The organism is Gammaproteobacteria bacterium (genome assembly GCA_009838035.1).
Taxonomy (GTDB): domain Bacteria; phylum Pseudomonadota; class Gammaproteobacteria; order Steroidobacterales; family Foliamicaceae; genus Foliamicus.
Map to the genome: position 1 here is coordinate 107,594 of VXSK01000028.1, position 22,209 is coordinate 129,802.

Here is a 22,209-nt window from a genome sequence, read left to right on the forward strand (position 1 = left end):
TTGAGAATTCGGACGTCGGAATCCTTCAGCCGGAACCCAGTGAACCATGGCCAAAGTCTATGTAATTGGCACCTTTGACACCAAGGAAGCGGAACTTACGTACGCGGGCGAATGCCTGCAGTCAGCCGGAGCAGCCGTACTTCTGGTGGACGTTTCGACAGGGTCCCCATCGGATGCCGCGGACGTTCCCGCCGGGGACGTCGCCCGATGTCACCCGGGCGGCGAATCCGCGGTGCTGGGCCAGTCAGATCGGGGCACAGCCGTCGCGGCGATGGGCGAGGCATTGTCCAACTACCTGATATCCCGCGACGACATCGGCGCCGTGCTTGGGCTCGGCGGGTCGGGCAACACCGCCATCGTTACTGCGGCCATGCGGACGCTACCCGTAGGGGTGCCGAAGATCATGGTCTCGACCATGGCTTCCGGCGATGTTTCCGCTTATGTGGGCCCTAACGATATCGCGATGATGTACTCGGTGGTGGATATCGCAGGCCTGAACGCCATATCCCGGCAGGTCATCGCCAACGCGGCGTACGCAGCGGCCGGGATGGCGCTCAACAGGGCGGAATCTGGCGAATCCGCGCGACCCGCACTCGGTTTTACGATGTTCGGGGTGACGACGCCGTGCATCACGGCCATACGCTCGGCGCTGGAGGCGGATTTCGAGTGCTTCGTCTTCCATGCTACGGGGACCGGCGGCCAGTCGATGGAAAAACTCGTCGATTCGGGCTTGCTGGGGGGCGTCTTCGACATCACAACGACCGAGGTGTGCGATTACCTGGTGGGCGGCGTTCTTCCCTGCACGCCGGACCGCTTCGGCGCGGTGATCCGCACCGGGGTCCCGTACGTGGGGTCGGTGGGCGCTGTCGATATGGTCAATTTCGGCGCCCGCGAGACGGTACCGGAGAAATTTCAATCGAGGCGGCTTCATGTTCACAACCCGCAGATCACCCTGATGCGCACGACCGCCGGGGAGAACGAGGCCATCGGCGCATGGATCGTGGAGAGGCTCAATCGAATGACAGGGCCCGTGCGTTTTCTGCTACCGCTCAGGGGAGTGTCCGCAATCGACAAGGAGGACCAGCCGTTCCATGACCCGGATGCCGACGAGGCCCTGTTCAACGCGATACGCAATGGCTGGACAAACGCGCCGAACCGGCAGCTGGTCGAGGTGGACGCACACATCAACGACGACGTGTTTACCCGGGAGGCGCTGCGCCAATTTCGGTCCCTGGGATAAGAACCCTCGCCCGCGCCTGCGCCTGCCTGCTGGCCCTGCTGTTGACGGCCTGCACCGTTACGGGCGGCCAGGAGCCGTCGCTGCGGGCAGCCGGTAACGGCGCCATCCCGGCAGCGGGACTGCTGGTGGACCTGGACGCGGACCGGGACGTGACGCTGGAAACCCGCCCCGACCTGGCCGGCGAGGGCCACAGGATGGGCGAAGTGTCCGCATGGGGCAACCAGGTGAAGGGCGGGAAGATCATTTATTTTCGCAACTTCCGTCCCGGCGGCAGGCCCGCTCTTCGCGGGCCCGTGGCGGAACTCAACGGGCATCACGCCATCGTCTTCGACGAGGACGAACTGGTCAACAGCGCCGAGGATGCGCTGGATCATCTGACCACGGGCAGCGGGTTTACCTGGGCGGCGGTGATCGCCGGCCACCGGCAGGTTCCCACGCGCGCCCCCTACAAGGACGTCAACGCTTTCTTCGGAAATCTCAAGAACGGCCCCGAGTTCGAGGGCGTATGGGCGGGATTCGACGACGACAACGCGGTGAGCATGAACCCCCGCAATTCCAGGTCGTTCGGAACGTGGAACCGGGACAACCCCAAGCTCACGGGGCCGAGGCTCGAGGAAGGCCGTTTCCACGTCGTGGCGGGCCGCCTGGGGGCGGGCAGGGGCGCCGTGATGGCGGAACTGTTCGTCGATCAGCCCACGGCGGTGGACAGGGCGCCGTTTGAGGTCGTCCCGGAAGCGGACCCGTCAAAACTGGCGATCGGACAGGAACGCGAAGCCCTGGATCATCCCGGCAAGGAAGCGTTCAACGGCGAGATCGCGCGCATGCTGATCTGGGAAAGGCCCTTGTCCGATCCGGAGCTGGCATCCGTTATTCGCCATCTCAAGTCCAGGTATGGCGTTGGCGACTGACTGAATCCTCCCGACTGCTCGGGGGCAGGATGCCCACACGTTCAGGGTAATGCGCCGGATGAGTCCGCGTGCCGTGGGGTGTGCCGGCGGATGAACCGCCCGCCAATGTCCGGCTCCGTCTTGAGTTCCCGGACCGTGATGTCCTTGAATTGCACGGCCATTGCCATGTCCCGGTGTATCTGCAACGAAAAAGCGCCCTTCAGCGAGCGGCTGGCCTCGTCGTTGTCGATTGCCTCCAGCGTCACCATTCCATTGAGCGCGTGGATGAGGCGGTTGCCGTAGGCGATCACGATTTGTTCGTTCCATTCGGGATGGTGTCTTGCCTGGGCCATGATTTCGGTCTTTGAGTTCACTGTGCCGGTAACCCGTCGCTCGAAGGTTTCCGCTGACGGGTCCGCGGCGGCGAAGATCTCGACCGTTTCACCGTACAGCGCCAGCAGTTCACGCGCCTCGTCCTCCCACAGCATGGCAAAGGTCCGGTCCGCGTGCGTGGTCACGATGTTCGCCTGGTAGCCGCGAACGACAAACGGTTCCCCTTCTATCCTGCGGCCCCGGTATTGCAGGCCGGAATTGCCGATTTCGGTAAGAAAGCGGTACTTGAGCCGGGCTTCGAAATTGGCAAACGTCCCTTCCCGAATGAGGTAGGTGTTTTCCTCGAGCGGGATGTCCGTGCGGCCCGTGATCGCGCCGTCGATCACGGACCAGTACCGGCTGTCGCCCGACCAGCCATCGAGGGACTTGCCGTCGAACAGAGAGATTTCTCCCGGGGCTGCAGGTTCCTTCCGCGCCGATTCCGACTGGCCCGCCGCCGGCCAGGCCACGAGGATTGCCGCTAATAGCGCGCCTGGATAAATCGCGATGGCGGCCAGCCCCAGCAGGTCGACGGGGCGGGCACGCCGGCGGTCATCGTCCACGGCTATTCGCCGATGACTTCCCGCCACGCCGAGTCGAAGCTGATTGCGAGCACCGCCTTGGTGTCGCCGATGTTCGTTGCGTTGTGATAGACGCCCTTGGGAATGCTGACCGTGTCCCCGGCCTTCATCTCCACCGTGACGTCGTCCATCGTGTGCAGGATATGGCCCTCGACCACATGCAGCACTTCATCGCAATTGGGATGGTAGTGCCTGGGGTTGGATTTGCCGACGTCGACGATCGCGATTCCGGTAGTAAGAACATCCGTATTGCCCATGGGCCCCGTGACGTGCCAGTCGATTCGCCCCCAATCGAGTTGCATCACGGAGTATTCCTCGGCCGTCATCACTGCGGACACCGTGAACGGGTCTTTTCCATGCCGTGGATTGAGCAATTTCGCCGCGAGCGCCGGGTCGGCGCGCGTTGCTACGCCTGTTTCCGGAATCTCGACGCGGCTTGCCCAGGCGATTCCATTCAGCAGCAGCGTCCGTACCCCCGGCACGTCGAAAGCGGACAGTTCGTTGCCGCCCGTAAAGGCAAACGAGCGTCCGCCATCGGCCCGTTCGTAGGTCCAGGCAGCCACTCCCTGCCGCGGCTCCGGAGCTTCGGCATTCGCCGCGCCTGAAAGGGGCACGATCTTTCCGGTTACAACTGGCCGTACCCGCTCGGATTCATTGTCGAAGTCCAGCGGCGGATAGGCCTCGTCAACGTAAGCGATTTTCCCGACGCCCCGGCTTGCGGGATGATCGTTTTCCGTGGCGCTTACCGAGAAAAACGCATGCGCCAGCCCGCCGTCGGCGGGGAGGGTGCCGCCGAACCAGCTCCTGAGCGAGGGGCGCAGCGCCTCGTCATTGGTGAAGGCCGCATGATGGACCGACACCAACGACCCCCCATCGGACACAAAGCGGCTGACCGCGGAGCGTACGGCAGCGTCCTGAAGAGGGTTTTCCCGCCGGCCGTCGAAGTACATCACCAGCGTTGTCGCCGCATCGAGGGAAGTTTCTTCGGTCCATCCGAACGGAAAGGCCTCGACGTGGAGTTCCGTTCCTTTTTCAAACGCGCCGGATTCCGTGATCATGGTTTCCAGCGCGCGTACGCCCGAGAAGAACTCATGTACGCCGTGCCCCTGACTGGTTCTTGCGCCAAGGATTACGATCCTGGTTTGATCGTCTTCGGCAAACCCGGGCGCGAACGGGACCAGCAACACGAGGGATAGCGCGATCCTGAAGTGCTTGATAAATGACATAGTCGTTTCCTTTGTTTTGTAGGGTTGGGGGGTCAATCGGCCAGAGGGAGATTTTTGAAGGCCTCGACCTGGCCGGATATGGCCCGCTCGGTAGGCAGCCTTTCGATGCTGGAAGCGCCGAAAAATCCATTGATTCCGGGAAGCATGCGCAGAGCGGCGCCGACGGCGTCAGGCTCGTCCAGCGGCCCTCCGTGCGCGATCACAATGACGTCTTCCCGCACGCTCCGGCCGGCTTCCGCGATTTCCATGACTTTGCGTACGGAATCTTCCAGCGTGCTCGCCACCGTGGCGCCGATGCTTCCCGCCGTGGTGAGGCCGAGATGCGCCACCAATTGGTCGGCGCCCGCTTCGGTCATCGCCCGGGCTTCATCGGCATTAAAAACGTACGGCGAAGTGAACAGGTCCAGGTCATGGGCCTGCGAGATCATTTCCACTTCCTTGTCATACCCCATTCCGGTGCCTTCCAGGTTGGCCCGGAAGTTGCCGTCTATCAGCCCCACCGTGGGGAAGTTCTGAACGCCGGCAAACCCCATGTCCTTGAGCTGGCGCAGGAACAGCGGCATGTTCCTGAACGGGTCCGTGCCGCAGACGCCGGCCAGCACGGGCGTGTCCCGCACCACGGTAAGCACTTCGGCCGCCATTTCGACCACGATCGCGTTGGCGTCCCCATACGGCATCAGGCCCGCCAGCGAACCCCGGCCGGCCATGCGGTAGCGCCCGGAGTTGTAGATGATGATCAGATCGGCGCCGCCGGCCTCCGCAAACTTTGCCGAGATCCCCGTTCCGGCGCCGCAGCCGACAATCGGCCTGCCGGCGCTGATCTGCCCTTGCAGCCTTGCGACAATTTCTTTTCGCGCAATCGACATATGCAATCCTCCTTCGCTGCCGCCTACAGAAACAGGTCGACGATTTCCGCATCCGGATTGTTACGGACCCCGCTGACATCGTCGAAAATCATGGTGGGTCTGGTAGCGGCGCCGTACTGTGGCCAATCCGGCAATCCCGGAGCATTCGGGTCGCCCCCCGCAGCGAACTGCGACCAGTAACGGGTCATCAACTCGGACAGTGCGCGTGGCCGCTCCCCGCCGCCGGTCTGTTCGGCAACTCTCTCCGTGTTGGCGAACACGAAGGCGATATCGCTGGTGTGGTAGGCGCGCGGGCGCCCGTCGAACAGGTCGGTGCGCCAGTCGAACAGGTAGTTGAATACCCTGCGGTCCTGTACGGCGCTGGCGCGGTTGCAATACTCGACGGCGGACAGCCGGAACCTGCGGGTCAAAAGCACCGACAGCACATCGACCGGCCGCCATTCGGCATCGGTCTTTCGCGCCGCCTCGATGGCGGCATCCGTCCGGCCGTGCAGTTCCGGTTCCAGCTCTTCCTTCAGTCCCGACCAGGACAATCCCTCAAGATGCGGATTGTTTCCGCTGGGCGAGATTTCGTTGCGCGTGCTGCCGCAGATGAGCGGAATGTTCGCGGCTTCGGACATGGCCGCGGTCGAGCCGGGCTGGTGAGGAAGAGACGGCGTCCCCGCGGTGGGCTGGTAGCGCCAGGAGCGCCCCGCCCAGCGGGACGTCTCGATCCCTTGCACCCGGACCGCGTCGCTTGCCGCCTTCGCGGCCCGCAGGAACTCTCCGACCGACAGTTCCCTGAGTCTGCGCACCGATCCTGCGCCGGGCGGCAGATCGAGGACGCGCAGGATTTCCCGGGTGAGCCTGGATGCGGTTTCCTGGTCGTGCACCTCAAGACGTGCACCGCTTTGAATGACCGCCCGGTGAAACAATCCGGACGCCTCGGGCATGGCCAGCAGGACGCTGATCTTGTAACCGCCTCCGGACTGGCCGAAGAGGGTGATGTTGTCGGCGTCACCGCCAAATCTCTCGATGTTGGCGCGCAGCCATTTCAGCGCGTCGACCAGGTCCAGGATTCCGGCGGCCGGCGACTCGGAGAACGATTCACCCATATCGGTATAGAAATCCGTGTATCCCAGCGCGTCGATGCGGTGATTGAGGCTCACCACCACCACGTTCCGGCGCCGGGCGAGATTTTCCCCGTCGCAACTCAGGAATTCCTGGCTGCTGCCCCTGCGAAAGCCCCCGGGGTGCAGCCACACCATCACGGGCCTCCTGGTTTCGCGGGCGACCGGGGTCCAGATGTTCAGGCGCAAACAGTCTTCCATCGCATCGCTGGGCTGTCCGTTCGGTGCGAGAAACCGGAACACGTCGTGGGCGCGGTCGCGGCTGTCCTCCGGGATCACGGGGCAAATCGGGCCGTAGTTCAATGCCCGGCGGATCCCGGTCCAGGGTGTCAGGGCCGGGGCCCGGGCAAAGCGGAAATTGCCCACCGGCGGGTCCGCGTAGGGCACGCCCTTGTAGATGGCCACGCCGCCGCTCTCGTATCCCCGGAGCTTTCCGGCGGTCGTCTCGACCGCGGCGGGATTGGTGCGGAGCTGCCCGGCGGCGCGATTCGGTGGATCGAAGGCGGCATCGGCGCCACCTGGTGCGGCCGTCGCGACCAGCGGCGCCGCGACGGCGGCCGCAACGACTTCCCGGCGGCTGAAACCTGCGCCTTTGCTTTGCTGATGAGCCTGCCTGGGGGGCATCGCAATGGGGGATCAGTAGGGAACGCGCATCGGTGCGTCCGGGCGCTTGTCGAGAGGATCGAAGAGGCGGACATTGCGTCCCAGGCGATCGTAATCGCCCATGTCCGCGCGAACGGACTCGGCGAAACCGAGCAGATTGGCCACGATGTCCGGATGCTCCCGGGACAGGTCGTAGCGTTCGCCGAAGTCGCTCATGAGATCAAAAAGCATGGGACTTTCGATCGCCGCCGCGTCTTCGGGGTCTACATGATCCGACGGCGTCAGCGGCGCCACCCAATCGGGGTCCCGGGGGCGCGGAAGATGGAGCTTCCACCTGCCCTGCCGCACGGCCTGGAGATGGGTCCACAGGAAGTAGGCAAAGTCATTGCGCGGGCTGCGCTCGGAATCGCCGTTGATGAAACCGCTGCTGTCCAGCCCGTCAATGACCCGGTCCGAGGGAATCGCCGCGTTCGCCAAGGCGGCGAAAGTGGGGAAGAAATCCTGCAACCCCATGATCTCGGAACTGGTTCGACCGGGTGCGATCCTGCCGGGGGCCCAGATTACGCAGGGTACGCGGAACCCTCCTTCCCAGGCGGACGCCTTGCCGCTGCGGAATGGGCCCGCCGAACCGCCGTCTTCGCGCTTGACGATCCAGGGGCCATTGTCGCTGGTAAACACGACGTAGGTGTTGTCCGCCAGGCCCAGCCGCGCGACCTCGTCGACGATCCGGCCGACATGGAAATCCAGTTCCTCGATGGTGTCGCCGTAGAGTCCGCGGGGCGATCCTCCGCGGAATTCTGCGGATGCATCCAGCGCGACATGGGGCATGTTCGGGCAGAAGTACACGAAGAACGGCTTGTCCGCGCTGCTCCTGATGAATTCGATGGTTTCGTCGGCATAACGCTTCGGCAGCGCCGCCTGATCGGGCGCCTTTTCGATCATCCGTCCGTCGCGCAGCAGGACGATATCCTCGGGCCAGTCGTTGCTCGCGGGCGTGCCGAAGTGAACGTCGAATCCCTGCGACGGCGGCAGAAGTTCGGTTTTCCAGCGGTTGTTCGAGTGGCCGCCCAGCCCCCATTTGCCGATCATTGCGCTGGTATACCCGGCCGGCCGCAGGACCTCGGCAAGCGTGATCTCACGGTCGTGAAGCACCGTGTGGCGGCTCTTCGTATTGCCGGGTTCGGCCACGCGTATCGGGTAGCAGCCGGTCATCATCGCCGCGCGCGCGGGGCCGCAGAACGGCTCCGCATACATGCAGGTCAGCTTCAGCCCCTCGGCGGCGAGTGCGTCTATGCGGGGCGTTCGGATGTTCGGCGAGCCGAACGTGCCGACATCGCCGTAACCCAGGTCGTCGGCGAGTATCAGAACGATGTTCGGCGGCGGTCCGGACCACGCGCGAGGCGCCGCCAGGGCCGGCAGCGCAGCGCCGATTCCTGCTTTCAGCATTGTGCGCCGGGTAATCATGGGCAACCGCGGGTCCTCGAACCGATCAGCACAATTGCGCTAAACCTGCACTACTCTAATAAGTTTGGGAGGCGCCGACAAGCGCGGACGACTGGATGCGCAATTCCAGGGCATCGCCGGCCGACAATCGAATGGGCATGTCGAAGCGCACCAGGCAATCCTGGCCATTGCTGCTTACCATTGCATGGCCCATTGATGTGACTACGCTAGCGGCAGTCTCATTGGAACGTGTGCGCAGCGCCATGGTTCGCAGCTTGAGCGTGCCGTGGTTGACAGTCAGCTGCACGGCCAGCGCGGCTCCGGCGCGCCGTTGTTCGAAGCTGCCCCAACCCTCGGGCGCCGTGAAAGCCGCCTTGAAATTGCCGTCCTGCGCAAGGCGGGGCTTGAAGCCGATATGCTGCCGGGGGCCGTCAATCTCGTATCCGCACAAGGCCAGGAATATCCCGTACGCCGACATGGCGCGGGAGTAGTGGTCCGAGCACTCGATCTCGTTGTAGGGGTTTCTTGCCTTTGGCCGATAGCGATCGTGCACGGCCCGCGTTATCGCCAGGCCCTTCTCCAGCAGGTCCGGCTGCGCGTCGCTCTCCCAGATCATGTGCCCGGCGAGCTGGTATTCGAGGCCCTGAAAGCAGGTATTGAAATACGCGAACTGCCAGTTGTCCTTCCACGTCTCGGGCGGGCCGCCATTGGGCCAGGTGCATGTGAGCACGCCCGCATCGCCCACCAGTGCATAGGGGTTGCCGCGGTGACGCGGGTCTTTGATCGAGGCTTGGTAGCGGCCCACGTCCGGGCAGAAGTTATGGTCCCAGATGCGGGCCAGGGCCCGGCGAATCATGCCGCCGTCGAAAAGGCGGCCCAGTCGCAACTGAAACGCCCACCACTGGCCGATCACCTGGTCGATATGGCAGCCATCGCCGAGCCCGATCTCGCCGGGTAGTGAAGGATCTTCCTCCTGGACGAAATAGCCGAATTCGGTGCGAAAAAGAGCGGCGATGCCTCTGCGTCCCTGATCGGCGATGGCACGGCACCTGCGGGCGAAATCATCGTCGCCCACGGTTTCGGCCATGCGCTCGCCGGCCGCCAGCGCCGCAACGTACAGCGACGCGAAGGCCGGCACCTTTCCGTACCAGCTCGCATCCAACGTGTTGGACTGTTGGCCGCCCGGGATTCCGTCCACACGTCCGTCGCGGGCGTCCGTAGCGATCAGGAATTCGATCGCTTTTCGCGTCTTCGGCCAAACGCGGTTCAGGAAGCCGTCGTCCGAGCTCATCTGGTGCTCGCGCAAGGTTCGCAGGACCACTCCGGCTTGTCCGTCAATGGCGACCGAATCTTCGAACTCGGCGCGCGAACGGACCCCGCCGTCGGTGCGGAAAGCGATGCCGTAATCGGTGCGTTCCCTCAAATCACGCTCTAGCGACGGGAACAGCCGGGCGACCGCCTGCGCATAGTGCCAGACATGCGTGCAGGTGCCGGGACAGCAGCCCACGCCCTCCCAGCCCCAGAACCGTCCGTTCTCGAATCGGATCGAGGTGTTGGTCTGCAGTGCGTTGACCGAATTGAAGCAACGTTCCAGAAGCCAATGGGGCAGGGTGCTGTCGTACCAGGTATCCCGCCAGCGCACGGTAGCCTGGCGGAGTTGGAGTTTGTCCTCGGCCAGGCTCCGGGCGGCGTCCGCCGCATTGCCGAAACGGTTCACATACCAGCGCCTGGCCCTGGCCTGCGGGAAGGCGCGTTGATTGCTGTCCCAGGTCCTGGCCTGAAGACGGAGGTTGGGGAAATGCCAGGCGACGACGAAATCGCAGTCGTGAGAATCTCCCACGGTCAGGTTGAACCGGCTGGACAGGCCCGCTATCGCCGGGGACCAGGGGTGCGACTGATAGGGCTCGGCTTTGGATCCTTCGCCGCCGTCGCGTTGCAGGAACGCATACGTGGCGGCGCGGGCCTGAGGATCGCTGCAGGCAAGCGCAAAGGACCCGAAGTCCGGGAGGTCCTCGATCGGGGGCTGATCTCGCTCCGTTAGCTGGCTTCCGGTGAGAACGCGGCCCAGCACGCCGATACCGTTTTCCAGGCGGAAGACACGGTTTTCCAGCGGAGCGTCATTTCGATGGGCGTTGTAACGGAGCGCCGGGTTCTCGAACCATCCTTCGATCCCGCCCTCGAGATTTTCGGAGCCGGTATTGCGGATGCGATAGCGAAGCAGGACCGCCGGCCGCGAGGAGTGATTGGCCTCCAGCGGAACAAAGGGCGTCATGGCCTTGAGATCGACCTGGATGCCGGCCGGGCCGGATCGGTAGCGGACATGCGCCATCGGGGCGGTTCCGGTGAAGGCGATATCGCTGAAACCGGTATGGTCCAGCGGAAATCTTGCCTCCGAGCCGTTCCGGCGGATAACCAGCGCGAATCCCTGTTCAAATCGCCAGGGGCTGTCTGCCTGTGTCGGAGGTTCGAGGAAATTGGCCCCGTCTCTCTCCCTTAGCCGGCCGCCGCGCAGATTCGTATGCTTGCCCGGCTTCAGGGTGGAGGGCACCACGCCTTCATGGGCCTGATTGAAAATATCCCAGCACCATAGCTTCCCGTCGCCTCCCAGGTACACCGTGCCGGCGCCGATTCCGCCGATCGGCATGCCGACGTATCGCTGTTCGTCCCAGGTCCGATAGACTCGCGCCGTTCCCCGTTCGGAAAGGCGGTCAAGCCATTCCCGGCTGAGTTTCTTGTCCAGCGGCACACTTCGCAGCTCCGCGGGGAAGGGACCTGCGAGTACCGCGGCGGGCCGCGTCAGTGAAAGGGCCGGCAGCGCAGCGCCGATTCCTGCCTTCAGCATGGTGCGCCGGGTAATCATGGGCAACCGCGGGTCCTCGAACCAATCAGCAAAATTGCGCTAAACTTACTTTACTCTAATAAGTTTGGAAGGCGCGGGCAAGCGCGACCGTCCGGACGCGTAATGCCAGCGCGTCTCCGGTCGAAAAATGGAAGGCGGCGGCTCTTCACGGGCATTTCTATAGAATGGCCCGCACCGGCATCGACCGGGGAACCGGGCCTGCTGTTTCTTTGCCGAGCGCCCGACGGCACCATCGCTACGCAGGATATTCCGGAGATCACTCATGTCCGCCACAAATCTTTCCTTACCGAATCCGGATTCCGAGAGGAAGAACTGGTTCATTCATGACCGTTTCGGAATGATCATTCATTTCGGTCTCTACTCGCTCCACACGCAAGGCGCCTGGTACCGGAGCCGGCAGGAATTGCCCCACGAGCACATTCTGAAGTACTTCAATCAGTTCAACCCCGACCTCTATGACCCTGGGGACTGGGCCCGGCGAGCCCGGCGCGCCGGCATGACCCACATGACACTGACCTCCAAGCACCACGACGGCTTTTGCCTCTGGCCGACCAAAGAAACCGATTTCAACGTAAGCAACACACCCTACGGCAGGGACCTCATCGGTCCATTTGTCGAAGCCTGCCGCGCAGAGGGCCTGAAGGTGGGCCTCTACTACTCCCTGATCGACTGGAGCCACAGGGATTTCGCGATCGACCCCTTTCATCCCCTGCGCAACATCGAAGACCTTGAAAGCTACAACGCGAAGTGCGACGTTGCGCGCTACCAGGCGTTCATGAAGGCCCAGGTCACGGAACTGTTGACTCAATACGGAGAAATCAGCCATTTCTTCCCGGATTTCAGCTATCCGCGGGCGACGCATCGGGGCGTGTCCGGCAAGGGGCGCGATTACTGGGACAGCGAAGGGCTGCTCGCACTCGTGCGGGAGCTGCAGCCGAACGCAATTGTGAACAACCGGCTGGATCTGCTGGATCTTGAAGCCGACTTCTACACGCCCGAGTGTTTCGTGCCTCATGAAGCGCCACTGCGAAAGGGCCGGCCGGTCGATTTCGAGTCGGCTTTCACCATGTCCGAGCGGTGGAGCTACAACCGCGACGAGGAAAGTTGGAAAAGCCCGCATCAACTGATTCGGGTTCTGGTCGACATGGTCTCCATGGGCGGCAATCTGATGATGAACGTCGGCCCGACGGGACGGGGCATCCTGGACAAACGGACCATGGCGGCGCTTGACGTTTATGCGGACTGGATGGAACTGCACGCGCGTTCCATATACGGATGCGGGCGGTCCCCGTTCCAGGCGCCAAAGGACTGCCGGCTGACGCAGAACGGCAATCGGGTGTATGTGCATCTGTTCAGTTGGCCCTACAAGCACCTTTACCTGGAGGGTCTGGGGGGCAAGGTCGCCTATGCGCAACTGCTGAACGATGCCAGCGAAATCACCTGGCTGCCGCCCGGCAGGCGCGTGCTCGGAGAAGGCGAGGGGCTGCAGGGACTGGATCAGGACGACTTGCCCCACGACATTCTTGTCCTGCAGCTTCCACCCGTGAAACCGCCGGTTGAAGTGCCGGTCATCGAACTCGTTCTGAAGTAGGCGACCGAAATAAAGGACGGCCTCGCGTAGCTGCGAGGCCGTCAGCCCAAGGGGACGGGTTATGGGCTAGAAGGTCGTGCGGACACCGAAGAAGTAGCGGCGTCCGAAGTTGAAATAGTCGCGGATTCTTTCCGGTATTCCAAGGTAGCTCTGCACATCCTCCCCGGTGATGTTCTTCGCCTCGAAGGACACCTGCCAGTTTTCGAAGAGGTCGTAGGCGATACGTCCGTCCAGTTGTCCGTAGCCTTCGACATACCGCGGCAGCCCTCCGTTCCCGTTGGTGCGCTGCAGGAAGTCGTCGCGGTAGTTGTAGGCGAGCCGGGCGCTGATGCGATTGGCTTCGTAGAACCCGATCAGGTTGTAGGAACTCTCGGAAATACGCTCCAGACCGACGCGATCCCCCGTGAACGAGTTGGTATTTTCCGTGTCGTCATCGATCAGGGTAAGGTTGGCGACAACGCCGAATCCATTGTCCCAGGCCTGCTGGAAGCCCAGTTCAAGCCCCCGGAGCTTTCCGCCCGAACCGTTTATCGGCCCCACGATATCGAATTCCTCGGGAAATCCCGGCACCATGGCTTTTTCACCTGTCAGGCCGGAACTGAAGAACGATTCGATGTCCATATGGAACACCGTGGCGGAGACCCCGCTGTTGTCGCCGAAGTAGTATTCCAGAGCCAGGTTGATATTGGTGGAGCGGAATGGATCAAGGAATGCGTTGCCTCCCCTGACCGTAAGCTGGCTTGGATTGACGGTTCCGCGAGGCGCAAGTTCATCCGCCTCGGCGCGGAACAGGGTCTTCGACGCGGCGAACCGGACGATCAGGTCGTCCCGGACCTCCCAGCGGACGTTCAGGCTGGGCAGGACGTCGCTATAGGAGTTCTCCAGGTGGATCTGGGGAAGCAGATAGCCCTGCCCGGTAAAGGCATCGCGCACCGTCGCCGCGGGATCAGGCGTCACGCCTTCCGCGTCGGCGGTAATTTCGGTCTCCACCCAGCGAACACCGACGTTGCCGGACAAGGGTCCGTTGGAGAAATTCATCTGCACATACAACGCCGTCGTCGATTCTCCGATCAGCGCGGTGTCCGGCGCGTTGGGCAGGAAATCGTGCTGGGGCGGCAGGAACTCGCGATTGAGAACGTCCTTGTTCGGGAAAATGAGGTTTCCGACCTGCTGTCCCGGCATCTGGTCACCGTAGTCGCTGACGCCGAGGTGGGCGGCGGTTGTGTGAACCGCGCTGTTCGGATCGGTGAAATGCTGGTCCAGCGGGGTGAGCGAGAAATTGATGAAATTGCTGCGCGCCCTGGCGCCGAAGACTCCGGCAAAGTACTCGGCGTCCGCGTAACGAATGCCCGCTTCCACGTCATCGATAAAGTCGTTGTCGTCGAATTCGAAGGAGGCGCTGAACCGGTATTGCGTGTCGTCCTGCTCGTTGGAGGTCTTCGATCGGCGCACGCGCCACGCTTGCCAGCCGTCGGTTGAAGTGGGATTGGCAACGAAATCGCCCAGCGGCATGGAAGACGGCACCCCGGACGCAAGGTCGGTGCCGATCACCAGACCGCGGTGGCGGATTCCGGTATGGTCGAAATCTCCGCCCGATTCGGATTCGGAATACCCCAGGTCGCCTTCGAAAGTCCAGGGACCCGAGGTCCATGTGCCGTTCAGGCCGCCCATCATCACATGCGCGTCGGTGGAGAGGAAGAGGTTGAATATGTTCATGAAGCTGGTGCCCGGAACAATACTCGCCCCGATAATGGTTCCGCTGGAGGTGGTCTGGACCGTCGAGGCGTCCAGTGTCCGGCCACCGCCGAGACGGGTCAGTCCGACCATGGACACCTGCGTTGAAACTTCCTTGCGACTGTTGTAGAGCAGGTCGCCCTTCAATTCAAAGTTGTCGTTAGGCCGCCACTGAACTGCTGCGGTGGCGCCCGTCCTTTCCGACGGCACCACCCAGAGTTCATATCGGGATGCCCGCGGGCGCCAGAATTGCTGGCCTCCGGAACAGCGTGCGTTGTAGGTGGCGTCCACGCAGTCGAACCCGTCCGTGGTGAAGCCGTCCTGCCGGTTGTCGCGTTCCTCGTAGTGTGCGGTCAGCATGATGCCCATGGTTCCGTCCGCTGAGGTATTGCTGATCGATCCCGTAATCCTGGGCAGGTTCTCGTCAAGCAGGTCGGCATAGACCAGTTGAGCGCTCGCCGCGGCGCGAAATCCACCGCCGTTGTCGAAGGGCATGGCGGTTGTCACGTCGACATGACCGCTCAGCGAGCCGTCGATATCGCTGGCGGCCGAAGACTTGACGACACTCAGGGAGGAGACGAATTCGGAGGGCAGATTGCGAAAGTCCACGCCGCGCTCGCCGAAGCCGGTAGCAAGGACTGCCCGACCGTTGACAAACGTCCGGCTGGTGTCCGGTCCCAGACCGCGGATACTGATGAAACTGCCTTCACCGAAAGCGCGGCCGCTTCGATCGATCTGCACGCCGGTCACCCGCTGCAGTGATTCGGCCACGTTTTCGTCCGGGAACTTGCCGATGTCTTCCGCGGAAATGCTGTCGATGACCTGGTCTGCGTTTCGTTTTGCCTCGAGCGACCGCTGCAGTGATCCGCGGATGCCGGTCACCACGATCTCTTCGATGGCCTCGTCGTCGGAATCGGACTGGGCCGCTACGGTTCCCGCGCCGAATGCAAGTCCCGCTGCAATGGCAATCATCCAAACAGATTGCAATTTGTTCGCTACATATGGTGTGCTCATGGTTGTCTGAACTCCCTGAAAATCGCCTCGCCGGCTCGCTGTCAACCGGCCCCGAGCGGAGTCCGCGGCAGATTCATCCTGATCGTCCCCGTATCCGCGATACCCTCTTATATCAGGAATGCAAACTTTTTGCAATAGTATCGATTTACTAGAATTATCACGGTCCGCGACGAGCCGCTCTGTTCCAAGAAAGATGTTCGATTGCAGTAGTATTCAAACACGGGCGGGATTTTCCCTTTCCCGGCGCGAAAGCGGTTCTGAAGTCTGGGAATCTTGTCTTCAAGCGCAGGAGACACTACCGTCTTGATGCAATTCAAATGAAAACAGCAGTTACAGGCCCGTTCGCGCCGGGGATTCCGCAGCGGTCGACCGCCGCGCTGGTCACGCTGTTTCTTTGCCCCGGCCTGCTCATCTACACCGTTTTCATGGTCTGGCCCGTGGCGCAGGCCGCGATGTTCAGTTTCTTTGACTGGAACGGATTCGGCTGGCCCACCGATTTCACCGGATTTCGCAATTTCGTCAGCGTTCTGAACGATCCCCTGTTCTGGAAGGCCTTCGGCAACAATCTCTACCTGATTGTCTTCATGATGGCCACGGTGGTGCCCGTCGCGCTGGGGCTGTCGGTGGTGATCGCCCGCAGGATCCCGTTCGCGATCACGTTCCGGCTGATTTTCTTCCTGCCGTACGTGCTCGCCGACCTGACCGCCGGTCTGATCTGGCGCTACCTGCTCGACGGAGACTACGGAGTGCTTTCGGAAATCAGCCTGTTCGGACTGGACGAAGCCTATGTGCTGGCCAATCCGCAACTGGCGCTTACGGCAGTGGCGGTGGTGATGGTGTGGAAGAGTTTCGGCTTCCACCTCATCCTGTTCGTGGCCGGACTGCAGCAGATCGACCATTCGCTCTATGAGGCCGCCGAGATCGACGGCGCGGGCCCGTTCCAGAAGCTGACGAGAATCACCATCCCGTTGCTGGCCCCCACCATCGCGCTTTCCGGGTTCTTCGTGGTGATCAGTTCCATCCAGGCCTTCGACATGATCATGGCCATGACCACAGGCGGGCCCTCCCGGTCCACCTCAACCATGGTGCACTACCTGTACGCCGACGGCATCGCGAGCATGCGGATCGGATTCGGCTCCGCCATCGGCGTGGTCATCTTCTTCATCACCCTGGCGTTCTCTGCGACCTACCGGAAGTTGAGCGGCCGATATGCCTGAAGGGAATCCGATTACCGTCCGGGATTCCGCAGCGGCAGGGCGCGCACCGGGCCGGCGCGTCGATGTGGGCCGCGTGCTGGTCTATGCGGTGCTCTCCGTGTTCGCGCTGGTCGTGCTGGTGCCGCTGGTGGCGACCGTGCTCGGAGGCTTCAAGACGCTGGGGGACTTAAGGGTCAATCCGCTGGGCCTGCCCAGCGCCTGGGTCTGGAGCAATTACGGCGACATCCTGCTGAGCGCGGATTACTGGGTCATGCTCAGGAATTCGCTGGTAGTGGCCTTCCTTGCGGTCGTGTTCACGATCCTGGTCGCGTCCATGGCCGCGTTCGCGTTTTCGCAACTGCGCTTCTTCGGCTCGAAGTTCCTGCTCGGGTACGTGGTCATGGGCCTGATGTTTCCCACCGCAACGGCCATTCTTCCGCTCTTCATCCTCATTCGCGACCTGGGGCTCATGGACAGCCATATCGGTCTGGTGCTGCCCAAGGTTGCCGGCGGCATTTCGGTGGCCGTGGTCCTGTTCGCCAATTACTTCAGGAACCTGCCCGGGGAGCTGTTCGACGCGGCCTTCGTGGACGGTTGCGGCTACTTCCGGTTCTACTGGGAGATCGTATTGCCGCTGTCGGGGCCGATCATCGCAACCGTTGCGATCATAAACTTCGTGGCAAGCTGGAACACCTACTTTTTGCCGATGGTCCTTCTGAGCACTCCCGAACTCTTTACATGGCCGCTGGGCCTGATGGACTATACCGATGAGCGGGGATCGGACTGGCAGATGATCTGCGCCTTCGTGACGCTCACCATGCTGCCGATGATCGTTGTGTTCCTGGCCGCGCAGCGGCACGTCATCTCGGGCCTCACCTCAGGCGCCGTGAAATCGTGAGGCGTTCGGTGCAACTGATCGTCTCAACCGTGGGCGGCCGTCCTGCTTGACAGGAGTCGGCCATACTCTTAAGTTGCTGCAAGTGAACAGATATACTGTAAAAGTCGGCGCTGTAAGGAGCAGTTTCTGACGCATGGCGGGCCAATACTCCACGGATCTATTCAGGCTCGATAACCGGGTGGCGCTGGTGACCGGCGCAGCCAGCGGCATGGGCCTGCGCGCCGCCTACGGGCTTGCCGACGCCGGCGCCCACGTCGTGGCCGCGGACGTGAATTCCGGCGGCCTGGACGAGGCCGTGGCCGCAATGCGGGCCGAGGGTTACCGCGTGACCGGCGCAGTGGCCGACATTTCGGACCAGGAGCAGGTTGCTCAGATGGCGGAAACAGCCGAAAGCGTGTCCGGCCACGTGGATGTGCTCGTCAATTGCGCCGGTATAGGCGCACGCGGCGTGGCCAGGGACTATCCGCTGGAACTGTGGCGGAAGGTCATACACATCAATACGCGCGGCAGCTTTCTGTGCGCCAGGGCGGTGGCGCCCGGGATGATTGCGCGGAGAAAGGGTTCGATCATCAATATCGCTTCCTGCGCCGCTGCCGTCGGATGGCCGGGCAGCGTGGGTTACCAGGTCAGCAAGGCGGGACTGGGTCAGATGTCCCGCAGCCTGGGAGTCGAGTGGGCGCCGTACAACGTGCGGGTCAATTCGATTGCACCCGGATCCGTGGATACGCCGCAAAACCAGCAGGAAGAAGCGCGGGAGCCGGAGTATTTCGCGGAACGCCTGCGGCGAGTGCCGATGGGCCGCAGGGCGCAGCCGGAGGAGGTCGTGGGCGCGATACTCTTTCTTGCCTCGGACGCCAGCAGCATGGTGACCGGCAACCTGATAGCAACGGATGGCGGCTACATCGCCAGTTGAGGGAGTCGTGGCGAAGGTGCATGGGAAAGGGACATGAACGGCAGGTACAGGGCGCTTTTCGACTTTGGCGGCAAGACGGTCATCGTGACCGGCGCCGCGAGCGGACTGGGCAGGGAAATTTCCCTGGCCCTGGCGGACTTCGGCGCCGATCTGGTCATAGCGGACAGGAACGCCCCCGGCCTGCGCAAGGTTGCGGCGAAACTCGAGCCCGCGGCCGCCAGCGTTCTGCCCTGTCCCACGGACGTGTCCGTTCCCGAGCAGGTGGATGCCCTGGTGAGCGCCGCGCTGGGCGTGTCGGGGCGCATCGACGCGCTGATTCACTGCGCGGGTATAGGCGGACGGTCGCCCGCCGTGAGCTATCCGATGGAGCTTTGGGACGAGGTGATCAGCGTGAACGCCGGCGGAACCTTTCTCTGCACCCAGGCGGTTGGACGGGTGATGCTGGAGCAGGAAAACGGCGGCGCCATCGTCAATCTTTCATCGATCGGGGGTATGGTGGGCAAGCCGGGTAGCGTCGGCTACCAGGTGAGCAAGGCCATGGAAATTCAGATCGCCAAGAGCCTGGGCGTGGAGTGGGGGCCGCACGGCGTGCGGGTCAATTCCATCGCGCCCGGGCTGTTCATGACGGAGACCATTCGGGCCGAGACCGAGAAGGAGCCGGATGTCAACGCGGACTTCATGAAGATGCTGCCCCGGGGACGCGCGGGCGAATTGCACGAGATCGTGGGCGCGGCGCTGTTTCTCGCTTCGGATGCGGGAAGCTACGTGACTGGAGCGGTGATTCCAGTGGACGGCGGAGCGCTTGCGTGGTAGGAACAGGATGACAGCGATCCTGCTGGGTTGGCAGAAGGCTGCGGAGCAGCTGGAGTGGATCCGCACGCTGGCTCCGTCCGGCTGCGAATTCCTGGTGCCCGAACATTCACCGGACCAGGGCGACTATGACGCGGACCCGGCGGAACTGGTCCGCCTGGGCCGCGAGGCTGAAATCATCGTCGGCTGGAACTTTCCCCGCCAGGTCTTCGTTGAAGCCCGCAAGCTGAAGCTGGTTTCGTCCGCCCATACCGGTTACGACCGCTACGATCTGGCGCTGTTTCTCAAACGCGGAGTGACGCTCGCCAACGCCGGCGGCGTCAATTCCGTGGCGGTGGCCGAGCACGCCATGGCGCTGCTGCTGGCGCTCGCCAAACGAATCGCGGAGCACGACCGGTCGGTGCGGCGCGTCGACTGGGTCGATCTGACGCCGGAAACGGCCAGCGTCCAGCTTGCCGGGAAGGTCGCCGCGATCGTCGGTTTGGGGCGTATCGGGACACTTATTGCCGCAAGGTGCCGCGCCTTCGGGATGAAGACCGTCGGCGTCAGGCGCGATGTTTCCCGGCAGGTGGACGCCGTGGACGAACTCGTGGGCGCCGACAGGCTCAATTCCGTACTGGAAGCGGCCGATGCCGTAATCCTGGCTCTGCCCCTCACTCCCCGGACCCGCGGGTTGATGGGGCATGAGCAGTTTGCGGTCCTGAAGCCCGGCGCCCTGCTGGTGAACGTGGGCCGCGGCATGGTGGTCAACGAGTCGGCGGTCCACCAGGCCCTGACCCGGGGCGACCTGGGCGGTTTTGCCGCCGACGTGTGGTGGGACTATGCCGACGCATCTCCCGCGGGCTATCACTACAACGTTCCTTCGCGGCTGGCGGTGCACCGGCTGCCGCGCGTGGTGGGCACCCCCGACATGGCCTCGAACGTGCTGGGAATGCGTGAGCGCATGATTGAATTCGCCATGGAAAACGTGCGCGAATTTCTTGCCGGAAAGACGCCCGCGCGCACGGTGGACCTGCGGAATGCCATCGGGCCGGGCGCCTGAAATATGGGGGACCGGGCGTTGACGGGGGCCACCGGTCACGCATCGGTCGATCCCGCGTTCTTCCGCAGAGTCGTCGGCAGTTTCGCCACGGGCGTCACGATTGTCACGACCCTGGATTCGCAAGGGTGTCTGCACGGCCTGACGGCCAACAGCTTCACCTCGGTATCGCTGGCGCCGCCGCTGGTGCTGGTTTGTGTTGAGCGCCGGTCGAGAAGCCTGGCCGCGCTCAGGCAAAGCGAGGTGTTTGCCGTGAATATCGCCAGCGAAGCGCAAAGGGAGCTGTCGATACGCTTCGCAACCAACGCCGCGGACAAGTTCGATAGCGTTCAGACCCAACGCGCGGCCACGGGCGCGCCCATCTTCGCCGATTCGGTCGCGTGGCTGGATTGCAGGCTCAGCGACATCGTGGCCGCCGGTGATCATGACGTGGTGATCGGCAAGGTGGTGGATATGGCCGAGGGCTCCGCGTTGCCGCTGGGCTATTTCCGCGGCGGTTTCTTCAATGTTTCGGACGAGCAGAGCGCGTCCCAGACGCGCGGGCAGACCGTATTCAGCGTGATCGTGGACCACGGCGGCCGCGTTCTGCTGTGCCGTGCCGGGGAGGGCGGCAAGTGGTCGTTTCCCGAGGCGCCGGGCGATGCGGGCGGGCTGCCCCTCGGGGGTCTGCGCGAACGGCTGGCCGAAGCAGGCGCCCCCACGACCATCAGTTTCCTGTATTCCGTTGACGAAATACGGCACCGGGAATGCACGCTGCTGTTGTACCGCGGCGAGCTGTCGGCAAAGCCGGACCTGGCGGACCGGGAAAACTGGAGGTTTTTCGACGCTGGCGCGACGCCGTGGGAGGACCTGCTGGACTACCAGACCCGGATGACGCTGAAACGATATTTCCAGGAGCGCTCGCAGGGCCGGTTCGGCCTTTTCGCCGAGACCGGAGAAGGAGGCCATATCGCGCCCATCGTCGACAACCTGCGTTCGTACTCGAAGGAGGACGCGGAACGTCAGTTGGGCTGACGGAGGAACCCCACGGCGATGTATACGGACGTGATAACGCCGAACACGGGCGTTCCGATGGCGGAGCGGCCGCGACTGGGTTTCCTGTATCCACGCGGCGGAAGCGCCTTCGAGTACTACCACTTCGCGGAATATTTCAACCACAACCTGTTGTGCTACCTGATCGGCGGCATGCATGCCTACGGAGGCGACAAGACCCACTATCCCGATCCCCTCTACGCGATCGGATCGATCGAGAACCTGAGTTACCCGACGCGTTCGATGAAGCCCCTGCGCGTTCATGCAGCGGTCTGGGCCACAACCAGCGCCAGCTTTATCGGCGGGATGCAGTGGTCGAAAGACCAGGCTGCCGGGCTTGCCGAGATCCTGGGCGCTCCGGTCAGCAGTACCGCGCTGGCCTATGCCGCGGCCATCCGGGCCCTGGGCATACGCCGTGTGGCGGTTCTCGCCAGCTATCCGGCGGAAGTCACCGAAGCCTTTCGTGGTTTTCTGGGCGAAGCCGGGATCGCGGTGGGCGACGCCATTCACCTGAACACGGAAAGAGGGGAGGACGCTTTCGACCTTGGGCCGGACCTGCTGATTGAAAAGGCGCTGTCGATGGACTGCTCCGGCGCCGAGGCCCTGCTGATACCGGATACGGCCATGGCGGCCTTCGAGGTCATGCGCCGGCTGGAGGCCGAACTCGATCTGCCCGTACTCACGGCCAATCAGGTCACAATATGGGAAGCGATCAGGCTGGCCGGGGCCCGCGTGCGGACCGCCGACTACGGTCGGCTGTTCGCGCTGACCTGAGTGCTTTCAAGACACATGAAA

At 63.1% G+C, this 22,209-nt stretch carries 17 protein-coding genes; 10 read left to right on the forward strand and 7 right to left on the reverse strand.

Annotated elements, in window-relative coordinates; translation table 11 throughout:
• Window positions 1–46 precede the first annotated feature (46 nt).
• Window positions 47–1,240, forward strand: a complete 1,194-nt coding sequence (locus tag F4Y72_11495) for a UPF0261 family protein (GenBank protein MXZ28908.1) — start codon at window positions 47–49, stop codon at window positions 1,238–1,240.
• 41 nt (window positions 1,241–1,281) lie between these two features.
• Window positions 1,282–2,148: a hypothetical protein gene (locus tag F4Y72_11500; GenBank protein MXZ28909.1), complete on the forward strand. Its 867-nt coding sequence runs from the start codon at window positions 1,282–1,284 to the stop codon at window positions 2,146–2,148.
• Window positions 2,149–2,189: 41 nt separating this feature from the next.
• Here the strand turns inward: F4Y72_11500 and F4Y72_11505 are convergent, their stop codons facing one another.
• Genes F4Y72_11505 through F4Y72_11530 form a run of 6 tightly spaced genes read right to left on the reverse strand, consistent with a single transcriptional unit; the run spans window position 2,190 to window position 11,187 of the window.
• Window positions 2,190–3,089 (reverse strand): DUF1080 domain-containing protein, encoded by a 900-nt coding sequence (locus tag F4Y72_11505; protein ID MXZ28910.1) that lies wholly within the window; start codon window positions 3,087–3,089, stop codon window positions 2,190–2,192.
• A complete protein-coding gene (locus F4Y72_11510) occupies window positions 3,065–4,306 on the reverse strand; it encodes a cupin domain-containing protein (protein ID MXZ28911.1) in 1,242 nt (413 codons plus the stop codon). The genes F4Y72_11505 and F4Y72_11510 overlap by 25 nt, the downstream gene beginning before the upstream one ends.
• 32 nt (window positions 4,307–4,338) lie before the next feature.
• Entirely contained in the window at window positions 4,339–5,172 is an 834-nt protein-coding gene (locus tag F4Y72_11515; GenBank protein MXZ28912.1) for a phosphoenolpyruvate hydrolase family protein, read from the reverse strand.
• Window positions 5,173–5,195: 23 nt separating this feature from the next.
• Window positions 5,196–6,905, reverse strand: coding sequence for a carboxylesterase/lipase family protein (locus tag F4Y72_11520; GenBank protein ID MXZ28913.1), 1,710 nt, complete (start codon window positions 6,903–6,905; stop codon window positions 5,196–5,198).
• 12 nt (window positions 6,906–6,917) lie between these two features.
• Window positions 6,918–8,348, reverse strand: a complete 1,431-nt coding sequence (locus F4Y72_11525; GenBank protein ID MXZ28914.1) for a sulfatase — start codon at window positions 8,346–8,348, stop codon at window positions 6,918–6,920.
• 55 nt (window positions 8,349–8,403) lie between these two features.
• Window positions 8,404–11,187, reverse strand: coding sequence for a hypothetical protein (locus tag F4Y72_11530; protein MXZ28915.1), 2,784 nt, complete (start codon window positions 11,185–11,187; stop codon window positions 8,404–8,406).
• Between the two features lie 262 nt (window positions 11,188–11,449).
• On the opposite strand from F4Y72_11530, the gene F4Y72_11535 reads away from it, so the two are divergent.
• A complete protein-coding gene (locus tag F4Y72_11535) occupies window positions 11,450–12,778 on the forward strand; it encodes an alpha-L-fucosidase (protein ID MXZ28916.1) in 1,329 nt (442 codons plus the stop codon).
• Between the two features lie 66 nt (window positions 12,779–12,844).
• Here F4Y72_11535 and F4Y72_11540 read toward each other — a convergent pair whose 3' ends face one another.
• Window positions 12,845–15,526 carry a TonB-dependent receptor gene (locus tag F4Y72_11540; GenBank protein ID MXZ28917.1) on the reverse strand — a complete coding sequence of 894 codons (2,682 nt, stop codon included), beginning with the start codon at window positions 15,524–15,526 and terminating at the stop codon, window positions 12,845–12,847.
• A gap of 317 nt (window positions 15,527–15,843) precedes the next feature.
• On the opposite strand from F4Y72_11540, the gene F4Y72_11545 reads away from it, so the two are divergent.
• From F4Y72_11545 to F4Y72_11575, 7 genes are all read left to right on the forward strand, one after another.
• On the forward strand, window positions 15,844–16,743 hold the full coding sequence (locus tag F4Y72_11545; GenBank protein MXZ28918.1) for a sugar ABC transporter permease: 900 nt from the start codon (window positions 15,844–15,846) through the stop codon (window positions 16,741–16,743).
• Window positions 16,736–17,620, forward strand: a complete 885-nt coding sequence (locus tag F4Y72_11550; GenBank protein MXZ28919.1) for a carbohydrate ABC transporter permease — start codon at window positions 16,736–16,738, stop codon at window positions 17,618–17,620. Before F4Y72_11545 ends, F4Y72_11550 begins: the two co-directional genes overlap by 8 nt.
• A 133-nt stretch (window positions 17,621–17,753) precedes the next feature.
• Entirely contained in the window at window positions 17,754–18,533 is a 780-nt protein-coding gene (locus F4Y72_11555; GenBank protein ID MXZ28920.1) for an SDR family oxidoreductase, read from the forward strand.
• 33 nt (window positions 18,534–18,566) lie between these two features.
• Window positions 18,567–19,346 (forward strand): SDR family oxidoreductase, encoded by a 780-nt coding sequence (locus tag F4Y72_11560; protein ID MXZ28921.1) that lies wholly within the window; start codon window positions 18,567–18,569, stop codon window positions 19,344–19,346.
• A 7-nt stretch (window positions 19,347–19,353) separates the two neighbouring features.
• Entirely contained in the window at window positions 19,354–20,385 is a 1,032-nt protein-coding gene (locus tag F4Y72_11565; GenBank protein ID MXZ28922.1) for a hypothetical protein, read from the forward strand.
• A gap of 3 nt (window positions 20,386–20,388) precedes the next feature.
• A complete protein-coding gene (locus F4Y72_11570) occupies window positions 20,389–21,396 on the forward strand; it encodes a flavin reductase (GenBank protein ID MXZ28923.1) in 1,008 nt (335 codons plus the stop codon).
• A gap of 18 nt (window positions 21,397–21,414) precedes the next feature.
• Window positions 21,415–22,188, forward strand: coding sequence for a maleate cis-trans isomerase (locus F4Y72_11575; protein ID MXZ28924.1), 774 nt, complete (start codon window positions 21,415–21,417; stop codon window positions 22,186–22,188).
• Window positions 22,189–22,209 lie beyond the last annotated feature (21 nt).